Raw genomic sequence first — 24826 nt, 5'->3', positions numbered from 1 at the left:
TAATTCAGCTGCGAAATCATCAGGCTTTCTGAACTAAACAGCTTAGCCATTCTGAACTGTTTCCGGTTATTACTTTCTTTTGGCTGACAACGCTGATTTTTAACCTGAAAACAACAAGAAATACCTATATTTAATCCTCCTTTATGCATTGGGTGATGGTTTTATTAATTGTCATTTGTTAAAATATGTTAAGGGTTTGACGGGATGAAACGCTTTACATAGCTTAGCGTCCTATTATTTTTAATTGACGTTATCGTATTATTAACTTATCTTTGCAGAATGTTTAAAATTAAACACGTATTACTATTAAGTTTCACCATTATAGCCCTGACTATAGCGGGTTGCAAAAGCCAGTTTGAAAAAATCAGATTGAGCAATGATGTAGCCAAGAAGTATCAGGAGGCCATGAAGCTCTACAACAAGAAGAATTATTCGAAAGCGATTATTCTTTTTGAAGACCTTTCACAGAAGTACAGAGGAAGAGCGGAAGCGGAAGACTTAAACTACTACTACGCCCTAACCCTTTACAAATTAAGAGATTACACTACTGCCAGATATCAGTTTAAATCATTTGCGGATACCTATCCGACCAGTAAATATGCTGAAGAGTGCAGGTACCTGGGTGCTTACTGTTACTACCTGGAATCGCCAAAATCTTCATTAGATCAGACCAATACGAAATCAGCGATTGACGCTTTACAGTTGTTTATCAACTTTTACCCAAAAAGTGAGCGTGTAGCTCAGGCCAGTAAATACATTGCAGATTTACGTTTAAAACTAGAGACAAAAGCATTTGACAATGCTAAATTATATTATGATCTGGGCGGATTTGAAGTCAGCAATTACAAATCAGCTGTAATCGCTTTAAAAAATGCACAGATTGATTTCCCTGATATTAAGTATGCAGAGGAGATGGATTTGCTAATCGTGAGATCTCAATATAACTACGCAAAAAACAGTATTGAAATCCGTCAGGAAGACCGTTACAATGAGGCCATTACTTATGCAGATGAGTTCATGAATTCATATCCACAAAGTAAAATGCTGGACCAGGCTAAAGAATTAAAGGCTGACAGTGAGTCTGGTATTGAGCACGCAAAACGTATGATTGCCGAATTCCAAAAGGATCAGGAAAAATATAAAGCCATGTTGGCGAAAGAAGCTAAGGCGGATAGTACCAATACTACAATTAAAACCCCCATCAAATAATGAACACGAATAAACCTGCTGTACCGAATACTACGGTTACTAGAAATGTTAATGATTTAGATCAGAAAACTGAGAATATCTATGAGTCTTTAGTAATTATTTCTAAAAGGGCTAATCAGATTTCTAACAACATTAAAGAAGAATTACACGGTAAATTAGCTGAGTTTGCTTCTTCAAATGACAACCTGGAAGAGATCTTTGAAAACAGGGAACAAATCGAAATCAGCAAGCATTATGAGCGTATGCCTAAGCCTAGCTTAATTGCTATTGATGAGTTTCTTAATGACAAAATTTACTACAGAAACCCTGCTAAAGAGCAACAATAAGATCAGGCATAGGTATTCCACTGCATTCATGCATTAAAAAACTATGCTAGAAAATAAAAACATAATTCTTGGCGTTTGCGGCAGCATTGCAGCATATAAATCAGCGATACTGGTCAGGTTACTGGTAAAGGCTGGCGCAAACGTTAAAGTTATCCTTACGGCCGATGCGGCGAATTTCATTACTCCGCTCACCCTGGCTACACTTTCAAAAAATCCTGTATACACGCAATACTTCGATGCCGAAACCGGCGTCTGGAGTAACCATGTTGAATTGGGCCTATGGGCTGATTTCATGGTGGTTGCACCAGCTAGTGCCAATACTTTGGCTAAAATGGCTACAGGAATCTGCGACAACCTTTTATCTGCGGTCTACTTATCGGCAAAATGCCCTGTTTTTGTTGCTCCGGCAATGGATCTGGACATGTGGAAGCATGAGAGTACACAGCAGAATATGGAAAAACTGCTTTCTTATGGAAATCAGGTCATCCCTCCGGGTGATGGGGAACTGGCTAGTGGCTTGTATGGCGCCGGCCGCATGGCTGAACCAGAAGACATCCTTTCCTTTCTTAATGAGGCTGCAAAAAAAGGACTTCCTTTATTGGGTAAAAAGGTCCTGGTTACTGCCGGTCCTACTTATGAAGCCATTGATCCGGTTCGCTTTATTGGCAACCATTCTTCCGGTAAGATGGGATTTGCCATTGCGGATGTGTTTGCAGCCTTAGGTGCCGAAGTTACCCTGATCACTGGTCCTACTGCCGAAAAAAGCATTAGCACGATGAAGAGGATTGACGTAGTAAGTGCTGAGGATATGCTGACTGCTTGCGAAACGGCTTTTCCTCATACTGATATCATGGTGATGAGTGCTGCTGTAGCAGACTATACCCCGGTTGCTGCAGCAGATCAAAAGATTAAGAAAAACAGTGCTGAATTTAGTCTGGAACTTAAAAAGACAACAGACATACTGGCTACACTCGGGCAAGTTAAATCTGCCGGCCAGATTTTGGTTGGCTTTGCACTGGAGACTGAAAACGAAGAAGCTTATGCCAAAGCTAAACTCAGCAAGAAAAACCTGGACCTGATTGTGCTCAATTCGCTCAACGACAAGGGTGCGGGCTTTAAGGTGAATACCAATAAAATCACTATATTTAATAAAGCAGGGGAAAAGATCGTTTTTGAAACTAAATCAAAGACTGAAGTGGCAAGGGATATTTGCAATGAAATATTAAAACTAGTTCATTAATGAAAAAACGCTTTCTCCTTCTCTTTGTCATTTTCCTTTTCAGTCAGGCTATTGTTCATGCTCAGGAGCTAAATGCCCGGGTTACCATTACTGCTCCTACTGTTCCGAACATCAATAAGCGGAACCTGGAAATCCTTCAAAACACCATCAGAGATTTCTTAAACAATAACAAGTGGACGAATGAGACTTATCTGCCAAATGAACGGTTAGAAACTAATTTCGTGATTACGGTGACTTCATGGGATGGCGGCTCAGGTTATAAAGCGGAGGCACAAATCCAATCGAGCAGACCCGTTTATGGTACCGCTTACAACAGCACTATCCTAAACATTAGCGACAAAGAATTTGATTTTAATTATAACGAAGGTTCGGCGCTTGATTATTCCGATCAGAATTTCATTTCCAATCTGAGTTCTTTACTTGGCTTCTACGCCCATACGATTATTGGCCTGGACAAAGACAGCTTTAGTCACCTTGGAGGAACGCAGTACTTCATTAAAGCTCAAAATACGTTAAACCTGGCCCAGGCATCCGGTAATGCGGGATGGAAGGCTTCTGACGGACTAAGAAACAGATACTGGTTAAATCAGAACCTGCTCGACAATTCTTTTGAAGAGCTGAGGGGATTTATCTTTAACTATCACTTTAATGGCCTGGACCGTATGCAACAAGACCAGGATAAAGCTTTAAAAAAGATCGTTTCTTTTCTTGCCGAATTAACAAAAATGGACCGCCAGAAAATAGGTTCTATCTTCCCCAATGTATATTTCTCTACTAAAGCAGATGAAATTGTAAACGTCCTTTCACTTGGTAATCCTCAGGAGCGTATTGCTTCTTATCAGCTACTTTCAGAAGTTGATCCTGGAAACCTTAATAAATACGAAGCCTTAAAGCCCGCTAAACAAGGCATGTAAGCACTCTTTTAAAAATAATCTCTTATTTTTTTACCAAACATTTTGTTTCTACGAATAGATTCGTACATTTGATTACGAAACAATTCGTACATCAATATATATGACCCAATCTACCCCCCTTAAACCCACGGAAAGCGAATTAGAGATCTTACAGATATTGTGGGAAAAAGGACATTGTACGGTAAGAGAAGTACATGAGATTTTGGAAATGAACAAAGAAGCGGGATACACGACTACTTTAAAGCTCATGCAGATCATGGCTGAAAAAGGACTGGTGAGCCGTGATACTTCTTCGAAAACACATATCTACCGGGCATTGGTTAATCAGGAGAAAACCGAGCAACACCTCGTGAGTAAAATGATTGACAATGTATTTAATGGTTCCGCAGCACGTTTGGTGATGCAGGCTTTAGGAAACCATAGTGCCAGTAAAGATGAAATAGATTCTATTAAAAAATATCTTGACAACCTAAGCGACAAATAACATTTTAGTAAAGAACCACATTATGGAAGCAATAGTAAACAACCTGATCAAAGCAACCGGCTGGAGTATATTCCATTCTTTATGGCAAGGCGCCATCATTTATGGCTTGCTATTCCTAATCGTAATTGCTTTTCCAAAGCTTAGGTCCGGACTGAAACACAACCTGGCTTACGGCGCATTATGTCTCATCTTTGTTTGCTTTTGCATCACCTTTTTCTCCATATTCAAACTTCCACAGGCCAATGGTACTCAACAGAGTGCCGAGCTCATGATCAGCGCTGCTTATTATGAGTACCTGAACAACATACCTCAGAATATCAGCAGCAAAGCGGAACAGCTTTTCCCTTATCTGGTGAGTATATATGGGATTGGCTTGTTGTTTCAGTTGCTTATTCTCCTGGCTGGTTATCAAAAAATGCAGCAGCTTAAAAATTCAGTCCATGAGGCAGTTCCTGCGGCATGGACCTCGATCTTCGAAGAAATGCGCAACAAGTTAAAGCTACAGCAACAGATTGGATTTTACCTTTCTGACAAGGTCAATGTACCCCTGGTGTTGGGTTATTTTAAACCAATAGTTTTGTTTCCAATTGCCCTGGCTGCGCAGCTGGACCTGAAACAGGTGGAAGCCATTTTAATTCATGAGCTCTCTCACATCCGCAGAAATGACTACCTCTTAAATCTTATTAAAACCGGTATAGAAACCATTTTATTTTTTAATCCTTTCATCTGGCTCAGCGGCAGGTTCATCAATATTGAACGTGAACATGCCTGTGATGACCTGGTTGTACAACTTACCGGGACGCCGGTAACGTATGCTCATGCCTTGCTAAAGCTGGAAATTCTGAAAGACAAATCTGCTCCTGCCCTCTCTATGGCGGCAACAGGAAAAAATCAACATTTGTATCAACGTATAAAAAGAATTACAGACATGAAAACGAATTATATGAATGCAAAGCAGCAGTTCTTTGCCATCACGTTAACCATTATCACCGTGATTTCTCTGGCCTGGGTAAAGCCCTCAAAAGCAGAAAAAATGATGGTTACCACAGCAGCAGCGGCCCCTGATATGGAGATCGCAGGTGTAGGCCTTAAATTCCAAAAGCCAGAGGCCGTATCTTTGAAAATTGCCAGGCAGGCGACAACCTTGCGTGTGGACACCACAAAAAACAAAAAGAAACACCGCGTGGTAATTACCACAAATAACAATGGTCAGCGAAGTTATTACTATCCTGACAGTCTTGGAGACGGTGTGTTTATGGCAGATAGTGCGACCAGTGCCAGTCTGGCCTTCCTATCCTCTCCGGAATGGAAAAAACAACAGGAAGCCATCCGTAAAAATGCAGAGGAGATCAGAAAGAAATTTGATTCGCCGGAATGGAAAAAACAGCAGCTTGACATTCAAAAAAATGCAGAAATGATCAGGAAGCAGTTTGATTCTCCGGAATGGAAAAAACAACAGCAAGCCATTGTTGCCAATGCAGCGGCCATGAGAAAGCATTTTGATTCGCCGGAATGGAAGAAACAACAGGAAGCTATCCGTGCAAATGCTGAGGAAATCAGAAAGAAATTTGATTCTCCGGAATGGAAGAAACAACAGGAAGATATCCGTGCAAATGCCGAGGAAATCAGAAAGAAATTTGATTCTCCGGAGTGGAAGAAACAACAGGAAGATATCCGTAAAAATGCTGAAACGACCAGGAATTATGTTAATTCACCGGAATTCAAGAAAAAAATAGCTGAAGCGAAAGCACTTCAAAGCTCTACAGAGTACAAAGAATTACGCAGCAAATTTGACGCTGAGGTGGAAGCTTTAAAAAAGAAAAAAGAAGCTGAAGCGCTAGGAAAACCTAACAATTAGCTGAACATATATCAGGTAAACGGAATTAAAGGCAGGGGATTTTTCTTCTGCCTTTTTTATGCGAAAGAACCCACCGTCATTGCTTAAGATTTCCTATTTTAGCAGCGTAATATGCTACAGAAACTTTCCATTCGTAACTACGCTTTAATAGACAGTGTTGAGCTAAAACTCGACAAAGGTTTGAACATCATCACCGGGGAGACTGGTGCTGGTAAATCTATTATGCTGGGTGCCCTGTCCCTTATTTTAGGACAACGTGCAGAAACCAAGTATTTCTTTAATCAGGAGAAGAAATGTATCATAGAAGGTCAGTTTCTACTTACTGATGATACTTTACATTCTTTATTTGAGGAGAACGACATTGATTTTTATGAGGAAACTATTTTAAGGAGAGAGATTTCTACCGATGGTAAATCAAGGGCATTCATCAATGATACGCCGGTTACGCTTGGCGTTATGAAGCAAGTTGGAGAGAAATTGATTGACATTCACTCGCAACATGCGACTTTAGAGATTAATGATCCTGGATTTCAGTTGTCTGTTGTGGATACGCTGGCAGATCATCAATCGCTGCTGGCCCAATACCGCAAAGGGTACAAACAATATAAAAAGCATTTACAACTCCTTTCTGCCTTACAAACTGCGGCCGATGAAGCGAAAAGCAGACAGGATTATGAGCAGTTTCTTTTCAATGAACTTGAAAATGCAAATCTGAAAACGGATGAGCAAAGTTTAATGGAAATAGAGTTACAAACGCTCAATAATGCAGAAAGCATTAAGAGAAGTCTGGTAAATGCATATAGCTTGCTTTCTGATCAGGAGGCCTCGGCACTACCTGTTCTAAAAGAGGTGATTGTTCAGATTCAGGCGATAGAACGTTTTAACCCTGATTATGCGCAGCTTAATGAGCGTCTTCGTTCTGCACTCATTGAATTAAAAGACATCGCCGCAGAAACCTTAAACCTGGAAGAAAGTACGGTTTTTAATCCTTCGAGAATTGAAGAGATCAACAGCCGTCTGGATGTCATCTATACCTTAGAGCAAAAACATAAAGTCAATAGTATTGAGGAGCTGATGGGCATCCATCAAAAGCTTTCTGATAATCTAAATAATTTGTTGAGCAGCGATGAAGAAATTGATCGTTTAAATCAGGAAATCGCTCAATTGAAAGCGCAGTTGGAACAGATGGCCGCCACTTTATCTTCGGACCGTGGTACATCTATCATTGCGACAGAAAACCAGGTTGCTGCTGTATTGCAACTGGTGGGCATGCCAAATGCAAAAATCAAGATCGTGAAAACTCCGTTAGAGGAGTTGAATAAAGATGGAAAAGACAATGTAGTTTTATTGTTTTCTGCGAATAGCGGTCAGCCGCCGGCTCCGGTTGGCAAAGTGGCTTCCGGTGGGGAGCTTTCCCGATTGATGCTGGCATTGAAGTCGATTATGGCCAAACATACGGCTTTACCTACATTGATTTTTGATGAAATTGACACTGGTATCTCAGGTGAAACAGCCCTACGCGTAGGTGATGTGATCGGTGATCTGGAGAAAAACATGCAGGTGATGTGTATCACCCACCTTCCTCAAATTGCGGCTAAAGGTGAAGCGCATTATTTTGTGTACAAGAATGAAAAAGGCGTGCGTCCTACCACAGGAATCCGCAGGTTGGCTCCTGAAGAGCGTATTCATGTCATTGCCGAAATGCTGAGTGGCAAGGATCCCGGACTTCCGGCAATTGCGAATGCGAAAGAACTTCTGGGCTATTAAAAGCCTGGGAAACTACTTTTATATTTATAAAGCTTTAGCTACATTAGTCCTATGATGAAATGGGTGGCCTTTTGTAGTTTATTTTTATTAACCGCATTCAGCAGCTATGGCCAGAGTAGCTTTAACATTACTGGAACCATTAAAGACAAAGCGGGAATAACCATTCCCGGTGCTGGTGTATACTTAAGCAGTTACAAAACCGCCACGGTCTCCAATAATGACGGGCAATTTATTCTGACAAATCTTAAACCCGGGAACTATGATGTGCTGATTGAAATGATGGGCTACCTTCCTTTCAGTAAAAACGTTATCATATCCGACAAGTCCGTTAAAATTGATGTTCAATTAAAAGAGAATGCGGTTCAACTCAGGGAGGTCGTTATTAAAGCAGATCCGGATCGGGACAAGTATATTAAGCAGTTCATTGATCAGTTCATTGGGATGACTCCTAATGCGGAGAAATGTAAGCTGTTAAATCCACAGGTCCTACAAGCAGATTTCGATAGGGCTGCAAAGCGGCTGACGGTTACGTCAAATGAGTTTCTAATCATTGAGAACAAATCATTGGGCTACCGCATCAAGTACCTTCTCGAGTATTTTGAAAGGGATTTGAAAAGCAATGTTGTTTACTATGCCGGCCATCCTTACTTTGAAGAACTACCCGGATCAAAGTCTAAAAAAAAGGAATGGATCAGGAATAGAGAAATTGCTTATCAGGGTTCTTCCCAACATTTTTTCCGCTCTTTATATCAGAACAGCAGTGTTGCTGAGGGCTTTGTTATTTATAAGCTGGCTGAAATCCCCAATAAAAACAGGCTTCCCGACAGTCTGATCAATGCACATCTAAAGGCATTTCGCCAACCAGGGAATCATATCATTAGGATAGGCACCGGTTCGGGCGGCAGCTCTCCACTGAGTGATTCTGTTAATTACTGGCTCAAGCAAAGGGCTGTTCCGAAAAAGATAAGCGTGTTGAACAGATCCGAAATCTTAACGGATACCCTGGTGAAATCTATGTATACTGATTTGAGAACCCTAAATTTCAGTGACGATCTTTATGTGATCAATACCAATGAAAGAGAAACTCCGGATTATACTGACCATTCTGGTCATGCGATAAACCGTCCCTTAGATATTCCGAATTACCAGATTTCTGTGATTCATTTGCTGGAGGCACCTCTTCATCTCTACGTGAACGGAGGCGTTCTTAATGCAAAAGCAGCATTGTTTAGTGGATTTTGGGCTTATGAAAAGATGGCCGATACCGTTCCAATGGATTACATTCCCATTACCCCGAAAAAGTAGGTATTGCTAATTACTAATATTATTAGTAATTTTAGCTGATGATATTAGATGAGGATACCGGTGAAAACTATCTTAAAGGAAGGGGTGCACAATTCAATCCACACAACAGGTTTGTAAAGAACGATTATGTGAAGGAGCATCAGGAAGGAATAGACGACTGGGAAGAAACAGATCAGAAGACCAGTTTTATTTTTAGCCAGAGCAAATCAATTGTCAATAAAGTGAGCAGTCCGGATGTTGGTATGGCTTATTCTTTGAATCCCTACCTGGGATGCGAACATGGCTGTACTTATTGTTATGCCCGCAATACGCATGAGTATTGGGGATTTAGCGCAGGTCTTGATTTCGAACGTAAAATTGTGGTTAAGAAAGATGCGCCAATCTTGTTTAAAAAGTTTCTGGAGCGCAAAGGCTGGGATGCTTCCGTCATTTCACTTTCGGGTAATACGGATTGTTATCAACCGGCAGAGCGGCAATTTAAAATCACCAGACAGCTTTTGGAAATCGCCCTGGAATACCGGCAGCCTATTGGCTTGATCACCAAAAACTCCCTCATTCTTCGCGATATAGATATTTTATCGGAAATGGCTAAGTTAAACCTATGCATGGTTTATGTCTCTATCAACAGCCTGAATGAGCAATTAAGGCAAAAGATGGAACCCCGGACCACTACTGCTAAACAAAGGTTAAAAATTCTGGAAGAGCTGAGTAAGGCGGGTATCCCTATGGGTGTGATGGTTGCCCCTCTTGTTCCTGGCTTAAGTGATCATGAGATTCCGGCAATATTAAAAGTGGTGGCCAATGCTGGTGCGCGTTCTGCTGGTTATACGGTGGTGAGACTCAACGGCGTCGTAGGTAGTATTTTTGAAGACTGGCTACGTAAAAATTATCCGGATCGCTTTGAAAAGGTATGGCATCAGATACAATCTTGTCACGGGGGAAACGTGAACGACAGCAGGTTTGGAGAAAGAATGAAAGGGGATGGAAATATTGCGAAGCTTATTAATGACAATTTCAAACTCCATTGCCGTTTAAATCACTTGAATGAAAAACGTGTTCAACTGGACTCCGGTTTATTTAAAGTCCCCGGAACCCAGTTTAGTTTGTTTTAAATTTCGTTAAGGCCTGGCTTTAGTGTTTTCCTTTACAGGTTAAGCTAAAAAGTTGTCGGATTCACGGTAGGCCTGAATCACACGAAGTTCTCCTTCTTTACCAGGTCTGGAATTGCCATGTTCCATACCCATCACGCCTTTATAGCCTTTTCCATGAATATGTTTAAATAAGTTCTTGTAATTGATCTCTCCTGTGGTTGGTTCTTTCCTACCTGGATTGTCACCAATCTGAATGTAAGCGATCTCATCCCAGCAACGATCCATATTAACGATCAGGTTACCTTCGGTTTTCTGCATGTGGTAAATATCATACAGGATTTTACAGGCCGGACTGTTTACCGCTTTACACACGTTATAGGTTTCATGTGTTTGCTGAAGGAATAATTCCGGTGTATCGCTCAAGGTTTCTAATACCATAATCAGACCATGCGGTTCAAAGATCTCCGCCCCTGCCCTCATCGCATCTACTACATTGGCCATTTGATTTCCGTAAGGGAGTTTCCTTTCATAAAAACCGGGAACGACGGTTAGCCATTTTGCATTACAGCGTTTTGCTGCCTCTACAGAACGTTTACAAGTGTCCACGAATTTATCTTTAAATTCCTTTTTTCCGGTGGTCAGAGACGTTTTCCAGTTATCACCACCATCTACTACAAACACACCCATGGTCATACCCAGTTTTGCCAATAGCTCGCCAATTTTGGTTTGCTCTTCCAGGGGACGTCCCAGGTAGCCATTGTCTTCGATAGACCTGAATCCCTGGTCGTGCATATAGCGAATCTGATCCAGAAAATCTTTACCTGCATTATTGGCAAACATCCCCTGGTGTGGTGCATAATCCAGGTTAAATGTTTTCCCTGCGGCTGCCGCTGCTTTAGGAACAACTCCTTCAGGGGTATCAGCAACTGCTTTTACAGCAGACCCGGCCAATACAGCACCAGTCGCTATAAAACTATTTCTTAAAAATTCTATCCTCTTCATGATTAGTATTTTAATAGGTATTGAATAGTTATTTATTTTAAAATCATCTTTTTGAAGCCATTGGTCAGGGTATCTGCTACACTGCCATCCTTACGGTGGTAAATCAGGTAAGCTTCCATTCCTTTCCTGCTATCGACAAAAGCCAGGGCTTCTTCCATGCTCATGGCCATTACGGCATTGTCATATCCATCGGCAGTAATCGCATCTTTAGCAAAGATCGTAGCACTGATCAATTGATTATCCAATGGATAACCTGTTTTAGGATTGATCAAATGAGCGATCTTCCCTTTTCCGCGTTTCAGGTATTTCCGGTAATTACCGGAAGTGGTGACAGCGCCGGAGCTAAAACTCAGGATATGTCTGATTTCCGGTTCATCGGTACTGGATGCTGCCGGCCCTTCAATACCAATCTTCATCACAGATCCATCTGGTTTTGGTCCTTCCACCCTTAACTCCCCACCGATCTCGACAATAAAAGACTTGATGCCTTTTTTCAAAAGATAATCAGCTACCACATCTACACTATATCCCTGCGCGATGCCGTTCAGGTCTATGGTAATTTCGGGCTTATCCTTTTTCAGGTAGTTTCCTTTTAGCGACAGGTGGTTCATTCCTACATTTTGCAAAAGCTGCTTTATTTTAGCAGAATCCGGAAAGCTGGTTACTGGTTTTGGGCCAAATCCCCAGGCCTGCACCAATGGCGCTACGGTCACATCAAATTTCCCATTTGTTTCCCGGTACACTTCAAATGACTTTCTCATTACCGCAGCAAAATGATCATCTATGCGCATCCCTTTCTTCGTCAGATTGAACTGAGAAATTTGGGAATAGGGTTTATAGAGCGACATAGAAGAATCAATCTTTAGCAAGATGCTATCGATTGAACCTTTGGTTACTACACTGTCAGCAGCAAAATATTTAATGGAATAATCTGTCCCCTGGGCGTAGCCATGAATGCTATACTGCTGCTGATCATTTTGCTTTGTAAAAAGCGTGATCAGCAGCGGTAAGAACAGCAAAGCCGATTTATGGATTACTGCCACAAGCAGGTCCGGCTTAAATTATTTTAGATTTTCCCGGAGTTGGGATTGGATACAAACCGTTTGCATCCGGCATTAGTTTTGGATTTGCGGTCCAGCTCAATTGATCTGGCATCAGACTGTTGTCTGCCTTTAAAGCATCATCCCATTTAATCGTTTGTCCGGAATAAGTTGCATATCTACCGATGATGGCTGTGAAACAGCTTTTAGCACCACGTTCTGCATCAGCAAACTTATAGTCTCCTTTTGCGATCGCAGCAAATAACAGATCATGTTCTGTCTGGTAAGGATTTGCATTTCCTTTTGTTGGGTGACTAAACATCTCTTTACCTTTCAGGTCCCAGATTACGCCATTGTTTCCTGCCGATAGATAGGTACGGCCTTTTGTTCCCTGGAATGTTTCATCTACACGATTGGCTATTCCTTCAAAATGGCGACATTGACTATAGATTACTGCACCATCTGCATAAGTTAATTCTACGGCATGGTTGTCATAGATCTCTCCATAATCTTTTCCTGTTCTCCATGCGCGACTTCCTGTTCCCTGAACAGAAACCGGATACGCATTTTTCACCCAGTTGGCGATATCTATATTGTGTACGTGTTGTTCTACGATATGATCTCCACATAACCAGTTGAAGTAATACCAGTTTCTCATTTGATATTCCATTTCGGTTTGTGCTGGCTGGCGTTTTTTTACCCATACCCCACCGCTGTTCCAGTATACCTGGCCGCTCATCACTTCACCTATAGCACCATCCTGGATACGTTTTAAGGTTTCAGTATAGTTAGTCTGGTATCTACGTTGCAATCCTACAACTACGTTTAATTTTTTCTTTTTAGCCACTTCTGCCGCAGCAAGGACTTTACGGATACCTGGCGCATCTACTGCTACTGGTTTCTCCATAAACACATGTTTTCCTTGTTTCACTGCTTCCTCAAAATGAGTAGGCCTGAATCCCGGAGGTGTTACCAATAATACAACGTCTGCCAGTGCAATCGCTTTTTGATAGCCATCAAAACCAACAAATCTACGTTCTACCGGTACGTCTACTTTATCTTTAAATTTATCAGAAAGCACTTTATAACTGTTGTCCATACGATCCTGGAAAGCATCAGCCATGGCCACTAATTTAATATTTTGTTTAGTGCTTAATGCCTGGAAGGCAGCACCAGTTCCGCGATCTCCACAGCCAATCAATGCGATTTTAATGGTATCATCAGTAGAGGAATGTCCTCCTGCGAAAGCGAATTGATTGATCATAACACCTCCTGCAACCAGGGCAGATGTTTTTAAAAAGTCACGGCGCTTATCGCGTAAATCTTCGTTGTTCATAGTTTGGTTTGGTTTTTTATTTGGTTGTTAATGTGTGAGTTCTTTTCTTTAGTAATCTGCAATCACGGGCTTATTGTAATAAGCTTCGATTTCTGCTTTCGAGGGAGCTGTAGCCGGTCTAACCAGACGTATCCCTATAAAAGGAGCTTCAGGGAACCACCAGTTACTTTTTGGAATTTGTGGATCCAGTTGTTTCCATACCGGATCTGATGCCAGTCTGGCAGCAGAACGTAATTCTTTTGCCCCATCATCATAGGATCCTCCGCGGATCACATGTGAATATAGCTTATCAGGTATCGCTACCGGATTTTTACCTTTTTCTCCATTTACGCTGGCATAAAAATCAGGCTGATACTGGTCGTAAGTCCATTCTCCAACATTACCGTACATATCGTACAATCCCCATTGATTAGGTTTCTTCTTTCCTACTTCATGGGTTTTTCCTCCGCTATTGTCCTTAAACCAGGCATATTCTCCCAATTTTGAAGGCTCATTGCCAAAAGCATAGTCGGTCGTGTTTCCAGCTCTGCTGGCATATTCCCATTCCGCTTCTGTTGGCAGGCGATAAAACACTCCTGTTCTGGCATAAAGCCATTTACAATATTGGATGGCATTGTAATTTGTCATTGCTAAAGCAGGATGGTTTTCTTTTCCCATCCCAAAAGTCATGTCCAGATAAGGTTTAGTTGGGCGGGTTACTGCATCTACATTTGCCGGAACGGCAGTAGTGCTATGGGTAGTTTCGTAATCTTTATATAGAAAGGGCTCATAAATATCCCAGGTCACTTCAAAGGTACTCATCCAGAAAGGATCGATTGTAACCTTATGGAGTGGCAATTCATCTGCTTTTCCTTTTTTGCTCCCCATCTGGAACTCTCCACCCGGGATGGCCTGCATTTCGAAGTTTAATTTTGTCCCATCAATCTGTTGTTTATAAGGTTGATGTTTCTCCTGAGCGGAAGCAGAAAAAGCAGCTAGTAAAAGGGGAACTGCAAATAATTTGTTGAGTTTCATTGATACGTTTTTGATACAATTGATATTTTAACCTAACCTATTTCAACTCTAAAATAGAAGCATTTAGCTAGAATCCAAAATTTGAACGTGCTTTAATTATGAAAATGTGTTAAAAACACACTAAGTTGTTACGATTTCCGCCACAGGCAAGTGTTTATACGTCTTTTTTAGAAAGTGTTTTTTTTACAATAAGAAATTAATACCTTGTAGAATCAACCCCTAAACCAAACACAAATGAAAATAAACGACCGTAGAAAATTTCTTAAAGATCTGGGCTTGTTCTCTGCCGCCGCGGGACTGTCTTCTGTGATACCTTTAGATAGCTTTGCTTTTGAAAAGAAAGAGTTTTTCCAGATTTCTCTGGCCGAGTGGTCTTTTCATAAGGCACTTTTTGCCGGAAAGCTGACCAACATGGACTTCCCTTTAAAAGCCAAAAAAGAATTCGGCATTCATATCGTAGAATATGTAAGTCCTTTCTTCAATAAGAAGGAAACTGACAAAGCCTATTTAAAAGAACTTAAAGACCGCACAGACAGTGAGGGCATTCAAAATCACCTGATCATGATTGATGGAGAAGGTAATCTTGGAGATTCTGATGATAAAGCAAGGTTAACGGCAGTAGAAAATCACTATAAATGGATCGATGCCGCGAAATATCTGGGTTGTAAAACCATTCGTGTCAATGCTGCCGGTAAAGGCACAGCCGATGAAGTAAAAAATGCGGCCATTGATGGATTAGGAAAATTAAGTGAATATGGAAAGAAACAGAAAATCAATGTGATTGTAGAAAATCATGGTGGTTATTCTTCAGACGGGAAATGGCTTTCTGCGGTAATTAAGGGAGTGAACAATCCTTATTGCGGCACCTTACCTGATCTTGGCAATTTCCGGATCAGTGCTGATAAAGAATATGATAAATACCTGGGTGTACAGGAACTGATGCCTTATGCGAAAGGTGTAAGTGCAAAAACGCATAATTTCCTTCCTGATGGAGAAGAGAAAGACATTGACTATATGAAGATGTTTGAAATCATCAAAGCTGCAAAGTGGTCTGGAATTGTAGGTATAGAATATGAAGGAAGCATCTTATCAGAAGATGAAGGCGTTAGAAAAACCAAAGAATTATTGGAAAAAGTAAGAGGCAAGTTCTAGCAAAGCGCAGTGCTGTTTTATAAATATACGGGCATTAAAAAGCGGCTGTTTCCTTTTGGAGCAGCCGCTTTTTGTAGCTATTGAAAATCTGGTGATTTACACTAGTTTTTTGTATTTAAGACGATGTGGAGTTACATCACCTAATCTTTTCTTACGGTTTTCTTCGTAATCGCTGTAGTTACCTTCGAAGAAGTAAACCTGAGAATCACCTTCAAAAGCAAGAATATGTGTACAGATACGGTCTAAGAACCAACGATCGTGACTAATCACTACCGCACATCCACCAAAATTCTCTAATGCTTCTTCCAATGCTCTTAACGTGTTTACGTCAATATCATTGGTAGGCTCATCAAGTAACAGTACGTTAGCACCTTTTTTCAAAGTAATGGCCAGGTGAACCCTGTTGCGCTCTCCACCGGAAAGTACACCTACTTTTTTCTGCTGATCGCCACCATTAAAGTTGAATTTAGAAACATAAGCTCTTCCGCTTACTGCTTTATTGCCAAGCTGAATGTTATCTAAACCATCAGTAATATTTTCATATACAGTTTTATCCGGATCAAGGTCGTTGTGCATTTGATCTACATAACCTAAGGCTACGGTTTCTCCAACGCGGAAGGTTCCGGTATCCGGAGTTTCCTGTTGTGTGATCAAACGGAACAATGTGGTTTTACCCGCACCATTGGGGCCGATAATTCCAACGATACCTGCTGGAGGTAAAGAGAAACTCAGGTTTTCGAACAACAATTTATCGCCATAAGCTTTAGTAATGTTATTCGCTTCAATCACTACATTACCTAATCTTGGTCCTGCAGGGATGAAAAGTTCCAGTTTATCTTCTCTTTCTTTAGAGTCCTCAGAGGCCAGTTTATCATAATTTGATAAACGCGCTTTAGATTTAGCATGTCTGGCTTTTGGCGCCATACGTACCCACTCCAACTCACGTTCTAATGTTTTCTGACGTTTGCTTTCTGTTTTTTCCTCCTGAGCAAGGCGTTTTGCTTTTTGCTCTAACCATGAAGAATAATTTCCTTTCCATGGAATACCTTCACCTCTGTCTAATTCCAGAATCCAACCGGCAACATTGTCAAGGAAGTATCTATCGTGGGTTACTGCGATTACAGTTCCTTTGTAGTCTTTTAAGAATTGCTCTAACCAATCGATACTTTCCGCATCAAGGTGATTCGTAGGCTCATCCAATAGCAATACATCAGGCTCCTGAAGTAATAAACGGCACATCGCTACACGACGGCGCTCACCACCTGACAATACACCGATTTTAGCATCCGGATCCGGGCAACGCAATGCATCCATTGCACGTTCCAGTTTATTGTCCAGTTCCCAGGCATTACAAGCATCAATTTTATCTTGTAACTCCCCTTGTTTGGCCATCAGTTTATCCATTGCATCTGCATCTTCATAAACTTCAGGTAATCCAAACTGTTCGTTGATCGACTCGTATTCTTTCAGGATTGCTGTAATTTCAGCTACACCTTCTTCTACGACCTCTCTAACGGTTTTATTTTCGTCCAGTATTGGTTCCTGAGCCAGGTAACCTACGGTATATCCAGCAGAGAAAACTACCTCTCCCTGAAAGGATTTGTCCAAACCGGCGATAATTTTCAAAAGAGAGGACTTACCTGATCCATTCAAACCGATTACACCAATTTTGGCACCGTAAAAGAAGGATAGGTAAATGTTCTTTAGAACTTGCTTTTGGGGTGGATAAATCTTATTTACCCCCGCCATTGAAAATATTATTTTTTCGTCTGACATAGTTACTGATTATATTTCATGCCTATAAAAGGCGGTTACTTTAATTATTGAATGTTTTTTTGGAAATATTGGCCTCCAATGCCCGCAAAGATAAGCATGAAAAGCCCATTATAAAATTTGTTTAGCAGATATACAGCTGATTCCTGATACCCGGACAGAGATACTAATACACATAGATATCTATACATCCGAATAAAGCAGCAGATTCAAGACCCTTGCCGTTCTAAAATAAAGAAAAACAATTCCTGATTTCTGTAAACCCTCCTGTACAATTATTATACAACCGTTTGAACCAGAAAAAGAAAGCCTGATCCTCAGTATATAAATTCGTATATTTATACTGACATATTTGCTTAGGGGTTAGGGAAAGTAGCCAATTAAGTCAGCAATTGGTAAGATTCATGAAATATCGGCAGTTCCAGCATCCATTTCCTTCCCTATGGCGTAATTGTTGATAAAATAAAAAAATCGGGTACTGCCTTTTTATAAAACATATTTTATAGTTTAGAGCATTCCCGATTTAGAAAGGTATATATGGAAGCTAAATTTTCTCCACAAGTAAAAGACGTGATATCTTTTAGCAGGGAAGAAGCCCTGAGATTAGGTCACGATTACATAGGCGCAGAACATCTTTTGTTGGGCCTTATTCGCGAAGGCGATGGTATGGCCATAAAGATATTAAAATCGCTGGGTGTAGATACTTCAAAACTACGTCGCTCAATTGAGGACTCCGTTCGAGGTACGTCCAGTGTAACGGTCAACCTGGGGAATATCCCATTGACCAAGCAAGCCGAAAAAGTTTTAAAGATCACGTATCTGGAGGCTAAAATCTTCAAGAGCGATTTGATTGGTACAGAACATCTGTTACTGTCCATCTTGCGTGACGATGATAATATTGCTTCTCAAATCTTATTGCAATACAGCATCAATTACGAGATTTTCAAACAGGAAGTTGAAGTGAATAAAAACGGTTTCAGAGATGAGACTCAAAATAGCGCATCAACTGGTGGTGATGAGGATTACCGTGAGGAAGAAAGCTTCAGCAGCCCTAAAAAGGTTTCCGATATTAAATCTAAGACTCCGGTATTGGATAATTTCGGAAGAGATCTAACGAAAGCAGCCGAAGAAAACCGTCTGGACCCTATTGTTGGGCGTGAAAAAGAGATTGAGCGTGTTTCTCAGATCTTATCACGTCGTAAAAAGAACAATCCGATCTTGATCGGTGAGCCGGGAGTAGGTAAATCTGCGATTGCAGAAGGTCTTGCTTTACGTATTGTTCAACGAAAAGTATCCAGAGTATTGTTCAACAAACGCGTGGTTACCTTAGACCTTGCCTCTTTAGTGGCAGGTACTAAATACCGTGGTCAGTTTGAAGAACGTATGAAAGCGGTGATGAATGAGCTGGAAAAATCTACCGATGTGATCTTGTTTATTGATGAGATTCATACCATTGTAGGTGCCGGTGGTGCTTCGGGCTCATTAGATGCGTCGAATATGTTCAAACCTGCTTTGGCAAGGGGTGAGATTCAATGTATTGGTGCAACGACTTTAGATGAATACCGTCAGTATATTGAGAAAGATGGTGCATTAGACCGTCGTTTCCAAAAGGTAATGATCGAGCCTGCTACACCAGATGAGACCATTGAGATCCTGAATCGTATTAAAGAAAAGTATGAAGATCACCATGGTGTAACTTATACAGATGAAGCGATTAATGCTTGTGTGGCCTTGACTTCAAGGTACATCACCGATAGGTTCTTGCCGGATAAAGCGATTGATGCTTTGGATGAGGCTGGTTCAAGGGTGCATTTAACGAATATCCACGTTCCTGAGAACATCATTGAGATTGAAAACAAGATTGAAGAAATCAAGCTTGAAAAGAATAAGGTAGTAAAAAGTCAGAAATACGAAGAGGCTGCCAAACTGAGAGATACTGAAAAGAATCTTTTAGAGGAGCTGGATCGTGCGAAGGCAGAATGGGAAGCTGATACTAAAACCAAACGCTATACCGTAACGGAAGATAACGTGGCAGAGGTAGTTTCTATGATGACTGGTATTCCATTGCAACGTGTTGGACAAACAGACAGTGTAAAACTGTTGAATATGTACGAAACAGTAGCAACGAAAATTATCGGTCAGGATGAAGCGATTAAAAAGTTAACCAAAGCTATTCAACGTACCAGAGCGGGATTGAAAGATCCAAAAAAACCGATTGGTTCCTTTATTTTCTTAGGCCCTACCGGTGTTGGTAAAACCGAATTGGCAAAAGAACTTGCGCGTTTCATGTTCGACAGCGATGATTCTCTGATTCAAATCGACATGAGTGAGTATATGGAGAAATTTGCGGTATCCCGTTTAGTGGGTGCTCCTCCGGGATACGTAGGTTATGAAGAAGGTGGACAGCTGACTGAAAAAGTACGTCGTAAACCTTATGCGGTAATTCTATTAGATGAGATTGAAAAAGCGCATCCGGATGTATTCAATATCTTATTACAGGTATTGGATGAAGGTCAGCTGACGGACAGTCTTGGTCGCAAAGTAGATTTTAGAAATACGATCATTATCATGACTTCTAATATTGGCGCACGTCAGTTGAAAGATTTCGGACAAGGTGTTGGTTTCTCTACTACGGCTAAAACAAACCAGGTTGATGCACATTCAAGAGGCGTGATTGAGAACGCGTTAAAACGTGCTTTCGCTCCGGAATTCTTAAACCGTGTTGATGATGTCGTAGTTTTCAATACTTTAGGTAAAGATGAAATCTTCAAAATCATTGACATTGAGTTGAAATCATTGTTCGGTCGTGTACATAACTTAGGTTATGAAGTGAAATTAACTGACAGAGCAAAAGACTTCATCGCAGATAAAGGATTCGACATTAACTTTGGTGCAAGGCCGTTAAAACGTGCTATTCAGAAATATCTGGAAGATCCTATTGCAGAAGAAATCTTAAAAGGTGAAATCAACGATGGTGATACGCTGGAAATTGACTACAACAAAGAAGACGATCAAATTGTCGTAGAAAACAGAAGCCCGGGTAAGAAAAAGAAAAAAGAAGAAGGAAGTATTGAATAATACTTTCCCTACCTGATAAAATGATAGCCCCTTGCAGTTCAACTGTAAGGGGCTTATTTATTTAACCATTAAGCCAATGCATTAGCTGCACCTACAAGAGCTGCATCTTCCCACATTTCACTTTGCCTGATCGCTACTGTCTTATCCTTAATTTTAGCGGTTAACAGCCCGATAAAGTGATCCCAGGTCTTGGCGATATTACCACCAATCACCACCACTTGCGGTTGTTCCTGTGCGATAAAATCATTCAGAAAGATGCTTAGGTTATCTGAGAACTCTTCGAAGATTTCATTTTTAACGGCTTCCTCAGCTACTTCCAGCAAAACTTCTACATTTTTAACTTCCTCACCTGTAATCTCCTTATATTTTTTCAGGAACCAGCGGGTAGAAATGTATTCTTCGGCGATGCTATCTTTAAATGGACGGAAGGCCCAGTTCATATCTATAGTCACACCGCTTCCGTTGCTCGTAGAGCCTAATCCGGTGCCCAGGGTGATCCCAATTGCTCTTTCCTTGTCAGATGCCGCTCCTGATGCCAGTTCGCCTCTTAAAAAGGCTTCTGCATCATTGATGAATACAATATCAGTTTCAGGGATTTCCAGGCGTTGCGCCAGAATCTCTTTTACGTTTACCCCATATAAGGCGTCATATTTTTCCTGATTCTGCATCATAGAGATTCCCTTTTCATAATCAAAAGGACCCGGCATCGCAATACCGATTTTAGTATTTTCACCGTTTGCACGTATAATCAACGAAGAAAGAACATTCAACCAGGACTGCAAAATAACTTCTGCGGTATCCATAGCCGCCACTCTTTCTCTTTTCAGCGTATGTTCAATTACCTTAAATGTGGTTGCATCAACGTGAGCGGCAGTAATATGAGAGCCTCCTATATCCACACCTATATAAGGGAGTTTTGTTGAATTTGAGTTCATTGTATTCTTCGTCTAATTTTTAAAATCTCAGCAAATTAAATAATTCCTTTTAGATTATCTAATTGTTATTAAATAGTTTTAGCAATAATAATAAGCAAGATAATTGACATTTTTAGCTGACAAAAGCAAGCGCAGTTTTTAATCCCCCTTCTTCAGGCTGGCAAGAAAAAGCCATGAACACCAACAAAAAAGCCCTGGAGCCAGATAAGGCCGGTCTTCAATAAAAAAACAGGTAAACAAAAACAGCCTGTCTCCTCAAAAAAGAAAACAGGCTGTTGCTATTTATTTCAAAAGATTTAGTTTTTGATAATCTTAAACTCAGTTCTTCTGTTCAATTGGTGTTCCGCATGGCTACATTTTACCCCGTTGCCACATTTATTAAGCAACATGGTTTCACCATAACCTTTTGCTGTGATGCGGGAATGGTCGATACCACGATCAATCAGATACTGTGCCGCAGCATTTGCCCTTCTTTGGGACAACCATTGATTGTATTGATCTGCTCCCCTGCTATCGGTATGTGCGCCAAGTTCAATAGCAATCGCCCGATTTTCTTTTAGAATGCCCAATAGCTTATCCAGTTCTTTCGCTGCATCTGGTCTGATATCTGCCTTGTCGAAATCATAATAAATATTCTTCAGGACATAAATCCTACCCGGCTCAAACTTATCCTTATTCAGGAAGGCCTGCATCGTTAATGTATCAGATTTATTCAACCCTTTGGTGCTTAAAGTTTTCAGCTCTTCTGTATAGCCTAATTTACTAAAGGCAACTTTGTAGTCCTGATCTTTGGTTAAACCGACAAAGAAATTACCATCCTGTCCGGTCAGTAAAGTTTTCAATTGTTTTCCGTTACCATCGGTTAAAGTAACCGATACCCCGCTCAAACGATCATTACTTTGCTGGTCGAATACGGTACCTGACAAGGCCAGTATCATCGCCGGAGGAGTTTCATCAGAGAAACTGTAAATGTCATCATCCCCGGCTCCACCTCGTCTGTTAGAAGACAAATAACCGGACTTACCATCCTTTGTGAACAAATAGAAATCATCACTGGTTGAGTTCAGCGGATATTTTAAGTTTTCCGTTTTATGCCATTGGCTTTTCTCGCCGACAACACGGTAAATATCATATCCACCCATTCCTATTTTACCTTTTGAAGCAAAAAACAACGCTCCATCAGGACCTACAGTTGGAAAAGCGTCTTCTTCTGAAGTATTGATTCCACTACCACAGTTTACGGGTTTTCCCCAACTGCCATCCGCCTGCTGCTCGCTAAACCAGATGTCTGATTTGCCAAATCCACCTGGCATATCCGAAGCAAAATAAATCAGCTTACCATCTTTAGCAAGTGCAGCATGTCCGACTGAGTAAGCCTTTACATCATTGAATGGAAAAGATTTCAAGTCCCATTTGTCCCCGTTTTTCTTCGCGATTAACAGTTCCAGTCTACGGGTATATAAACGATCACCACCTTTTGTTTTATCCAGGGGGATCAAGCTCGCAGGTGCTCTGGTGGCCATCGTCACATAAGCAATGTCTCCGCTGCTATTGAATACTGCCGGTCCCACATGGTATTCCGCTTTTGCCGGACTATTCGCTTCCGTAATGATTGGAAGCTCTCCTTTGAACTGTCCATCGGCTGTTGCCGTAAATAATTTCAACCATGGATTCCCATTCCATTTATACAAATCATTGCCTTTGGTTTCTCTGGCTAAGGGGCGTTCAGAAGTAAATACATAACCCTGATTTCCATCAGCCGTTAAACCCCAATCCGCAGATTTGGTATTTAAAGACGTCATATTTTTGATCTTGATATCCTTTGGCATTTTGATCCATAATGCCGCGCTGTCGCAGGAAGCGATCTTTGTTACCATCTCTTTTTGGTTACCGGAAAGCGCAGCATACTTCAAATACTCTGTTTTAGCAAGGTCAAACTTTTCATTTCTTTGTAAAACCTCCGCGTAATAATAATGACTCAAAGGATTGGCTTTAGGGTCAATGACCAGCTTTGCATACCATTTTTCGGCCTGGTCATAGTCATTCATCATCCGGTAACAGCCGGCTAGTTTCTCCAATACTTTCACATCCGGATTCTTCCGCTCTGCCAGGGGCAGGTATAACCTGGATGCCGGGTAATACTCATAACGGTTAAAAAACACATCTGCCTGTTGTTTCCGGCTCAATTGCTCCTGAGCCATGCTATAATTTCCTAAAAATAGCGCCAGTATTCCGATGATCAGTACCCTGGTCATGAAAGAATGTGGACTTTTAAATGCTGTTGTATTCATATAATTCTTTGCAGCTTAAAAATAACGTGGACTCAAGACCCTTGCTTTTTTTCCAGGGAAGCTCATGCTTAACGAAAACTCATGCGATCCACTCTGATAGCTGGACAGCTTGCTCGTGGTATAGTCATAAGAGTAACCCAGGCGGAATCTATTGCTCATTTGAAGCTCTACGATTCCGGCAATCGCATCACTCTGACTTAGTCCGGTTTGTAAATTTTTCTTATCCCATAAGGTCACACCTGTACGATAAGAAGCGCCCAGCCAGACCACTTTACTAATCAGCAGGTACGCGTTTAAGTCTAAATTTGTAGGCCCTTTAAAATCCTCTTTCAACATAAAGCTGGGTTTCAGATCAAGAGATTCCGACAAAGGGATCATCATACCACCGGTTACATACAGGTGACGCACCTGGCGGAGTACTTTATAATCTCCTTCTGTGGCGATATCATTACCTCTCAATCCCGATAATAAATCCAGGACAGAAGCACCGATATAAAATTTGGGTGTATAAAAATAAACCCCCACCCGCACATCAGGTCTCAGCTTACTCTCATTTCCGATCGGGATTACCCCATCACCTAAATCTGTAGAAATAAATTTCGAGCCATCCAGGTTATATTGTGTTGCACCGGCACCGATACCAAAACTCAGACGCTTGGTATCTTCTGCATCTAACTGCAAACGGTAGGCATAATTTACATAAAAGGCAGAGGTATTCTGTGGACCCAGGCGGTCTGTGGAAGCGATAAACCCTATTCCCATCTTCTTCCCTTCCTGATCTGTTAATCCGTCAAAAGAGGCCGTTCCTGTACGAGGTGCGCCATCAATTCCCACCCATTGCGAGCGGAAACTGAAATTCGCTGTCCATTCTTCCTTATAACCTGCATAAGCAGGGTTAACAGCTAAACCATTAAAAACATACTGACTAAACTGAATTGTCTGCTGTGCGTATGCACTGCTCATCCCGAGTAAGAGCAGTGATACTAAACCATATTTCTTTAAATCTCTCAT

At 41.1% G+C, this 24826-nt stretch carries 19 protein-coding genes; 11 read left to right on the top strand and 8 right to left on the bottom strand.

Translation table 11 applies throughout. The annotated features are described in order from the left end of the window. Positions 1-279: 279 nt before the first annotated feature. The 9 genes from bamD to OQX61_RS07040 all read left to right on the top strand — a co-directional run bounded on the left by bamD (position 280) and on the right by OQX61_RS07040 (position 10215). Complete coding sequence (gene bamD / locus OQX61_RS07080) at positions 280-1209, top strand: outer membrane protein assembly factor BamD (RefSeq protein WP_265840944.1); 930 nt, start codon at positions 280-282, stop codon at positions 1207-1209. Continuing rightward, the gene (locus OQX61_RS07075; protein ID WP_062550173.1) at positions 1209-1535 is read left to right on the top strand and encodes a DNA-directed RNA polymerase subunit omega; all 327 of its coding nucleotides are present in this window, start codon (positions 1209-1211) and stop codon (positions 1533-1535) included. Before bamD ends, OQX61_RS07075 begins: the two co-directional genes overlap by 1 nt. A gap of 43 nt (positions 1536-1578) precedes the next feature. Continuing rightward, entirely contained in the window at positions 1579-2775 is a 1197-nt protein-coding gene (gene coaBC / locus OQX61_RS07070; RefSeq protein ID WP_265840943.1) for a bifunctional phosphopantothenoylcysteine decarboxylase/phosphopantothenate--cysteine ligase CoaBC, read from the top strand. After that, the gene (locus OQX61_RS07065; protein ID WP_265840942.1) at positions 2775-3689 is read left to right on the top strand and encodes a DUF4835 family protein; all 915 of its coding nucleotides are present in this window, start codon (positions 2775-2777) and stop codon (positions 3687-3689) included. Before coaBC ends, OQX61_RS07065 begins: the two co-directional genes overlap by 1 nt. A 100-nt stretch (positions 3690-3789) precedes the next feature. Beyond that, a complete protein-coding gene (locus OQX61_RS07060) occupies positions 3790-4173 on the top strand; it encodes a BlaI/MecI/CopY family transcriptional regulator (protein WP_265840941.1) in 384 nt (127 codons plus the stop codon). 22 nt (positions 4174-4195) lie between these two features. Then, the gene (locus OQX61_RS07055) at positions 4196-6031 is read left to right on the top strand and encodes a M56 family metallopeptidase (RefSeq protein ID WP_265840940.1); all 1836 of its coding nucleotides are present in this window, start codon (positions 4196-4198) and stop codon (positions 6029-6031) included. A 111-nt stretch (positions 6032-6142) separates the two neighbouring features. Continuing rightward, positions 6143-7798, top strand: coding sequence for a DNA repair protein RecN (gene recN, locus OQX61_RS07050; protein ID WP_265840939.1), 1656 nt, complete (start codon positions 6143-6145; stop codon positions 7796-7798). Positions 7799-7849: 51 nt separating this feature from the next. Further along, the gene (locus tag OQX61_RS07045; RefSeq protein WP_265840938.1) at positions 7850-9103 is read left to right on the top strand and encodes a carboxypeptidase-like regulatory domain-containing protein; all 1254 of its coding nucleotides are present in this window, start codon (positions 7850-7852) and stop codon (positions 9101-9103) included. A 38-nt stretch (positions 9104-9141) separates the two neighbouring features. Beyond that, on the top strand, positions 9142-10215 hold the full coding sequence (locus OQX61_RS07040) for a PA0069 family radical SAM protein (RefSeq protein ID WP_265840936.1): 1074 nt from the start codon (positions 9142-9144) through the stop codon (positions 10213-10215). 39 nt (positions 10216-10254) lie between these two features. On the opposite strand, the gene OQX61_RS07035 is transcribed toward OQX61_RS07040, so the two are convergent. Genes OQX61_RS07035 through OQX61_RS07020 form a run of 4 tightly spaced genes read right to left on the bottom strand, consistent with a single transcriptional unit; the run spans position 10255 to position 14586 of the window. Beyond that, positions 10255-11196, bottom strand: a complete 942-nt coding sequence (locus OQX61_RS07035; RefSeq protein WP_265840935.1) for a TIM barrel protein — start codon at positions 11194-11196, stop codon at positions 10255-10257. A gap of 32 nt (positions 11197-11228) precedes the next feature. Beyond that, the gene (locus OQX61_RS07030) at positions 11229-12239 is read right to left on the bottom strand and encodes an FAD:protein FMN transferase (RefSeq protein ID WP_265840934.1); all 1011 of its coding nucleotides are present in this window, start codon (positions 12237-12239) and stop codon (positions 11229-11231) included. Between the two features lie 13 nt (positions 12240-12252). Further along, positions 12253-13572: a Gfo/Idh/MocA family oxidoreductase gene (locus tag OQX61_RS07025; protein WP_265840933.1), complete on the bottom strand. Its 1320-nt coding sequence runs from the start codon at positions 13570-13572 to the stop codon at positions 12253-12255. 48 nt (positions 13573-13620) lie between these two features. Beyond that, positions 13621-14586, bottom strand: coding sequence for an SUMF1/EgtB/PvdO family nonheme iron enzyme (locus OQX61_RS07020; RefSeq protein ID WP_265840931.1), 966 nt, complete (start codon positions 14584-14586; stop codon positions 13621-13623). 234 nt (positions 14587-14820) lie between these two features. Between OQX61_RS07020 and OQX61_RS07015 the strand changes: the two genes are divergently transcribed. Beyond that, complete coding sequence (locus OQX61_RS07015; RefSeq protein WP_265840930.1) at positions 14821-15738, top strand: sugar phosphate isomerase/epimerase family protein; 918 nt, start codon at positions 14821-14823, stop codon at positions 15736-15738. Between the two features lie 96 nt (positions 15739-15834). Here OQX61_RS07015 and ettA read toward each other — a convergent pair whose 3' ends face one another. Beyond that, complete coding sequence (ettA, locus tag OQX61_RS07010; protein WP_265840929.1) at positions 15835-17514, bottom strand: energy-dependent translational throttle protein EttA; 1680 nt, start codon at positions 17512-17514, stop codon at positions 15835-15837. A gap of 534 nt (positions 17515-18048) precedes the next feature. Here ettA and OQX61_RS07005 point away from each other — a divergent pair. Then, positions 18049-20589: an ATP-dependent Clp protease ATP-binding subunit gene (locus OQX61_RS07005; protein ID WP_265840928.1), complete on the top strand. Its 2541-nt coding sequence runs from the start codon at positions 18049-18051 to the stop codon at positions 20587-20589. A gap of 68 nt (positions 20590-20657) precedes the next feature. On the opposite strand, the gene OQX61_RS07000 is transcribed toward OQX61_RS07005, so the two are convergent. The 3 genes from OQX61_RS07000 to OQX61_RS06990 form a co-directional block, all read right to left on the bottom strand. Continuing rightward, positions 20658-21524 (bottom strand): ROK family protein, encoded by an 867-nt coding sequence (locus OQX61_RS07000; protein WP_265840927.1) that lies wholly within the window; start codon positions 21522-21524, stop codon positions 20658-20660. 296 nt (positions 21525-21820) lie between these two features. Beyond that, entirely contained in the window at positions 21821-23815 is a 1995-nt protein-coding gene (locus OQX61_RS06995) for an OmpA family protein (RefSeq protein WP_265840926.1), read from the bottom strand. A 15-nt stretch (positions 23816-23830) separates the two neighbouring features. Then, a complete protein-coding gene (locus OQX61_RS06990) occupies positions 23831-24826 on the bottom strand; it encodes a type IX secretion system membrane protein PorP/SprF (protein ID WP_265840925.1) in 996 nt (331 codons plus the stop codon).

Source organism: Pedobacter sp. PLR, assembly GCF_026239675.1.
In the GTDB taxonomy this organism is placed as follows: Bacteria; Bacteroidota; Bacteroidia; order Sphingobacteriales; family Sphingobacteriaceae; genus Pedobacter.
The sequence above is the reverse complement of the archived record's forward strand: the minus strand, read 5'-3'. Positions and strand labels throughout refer to the sequence as shown.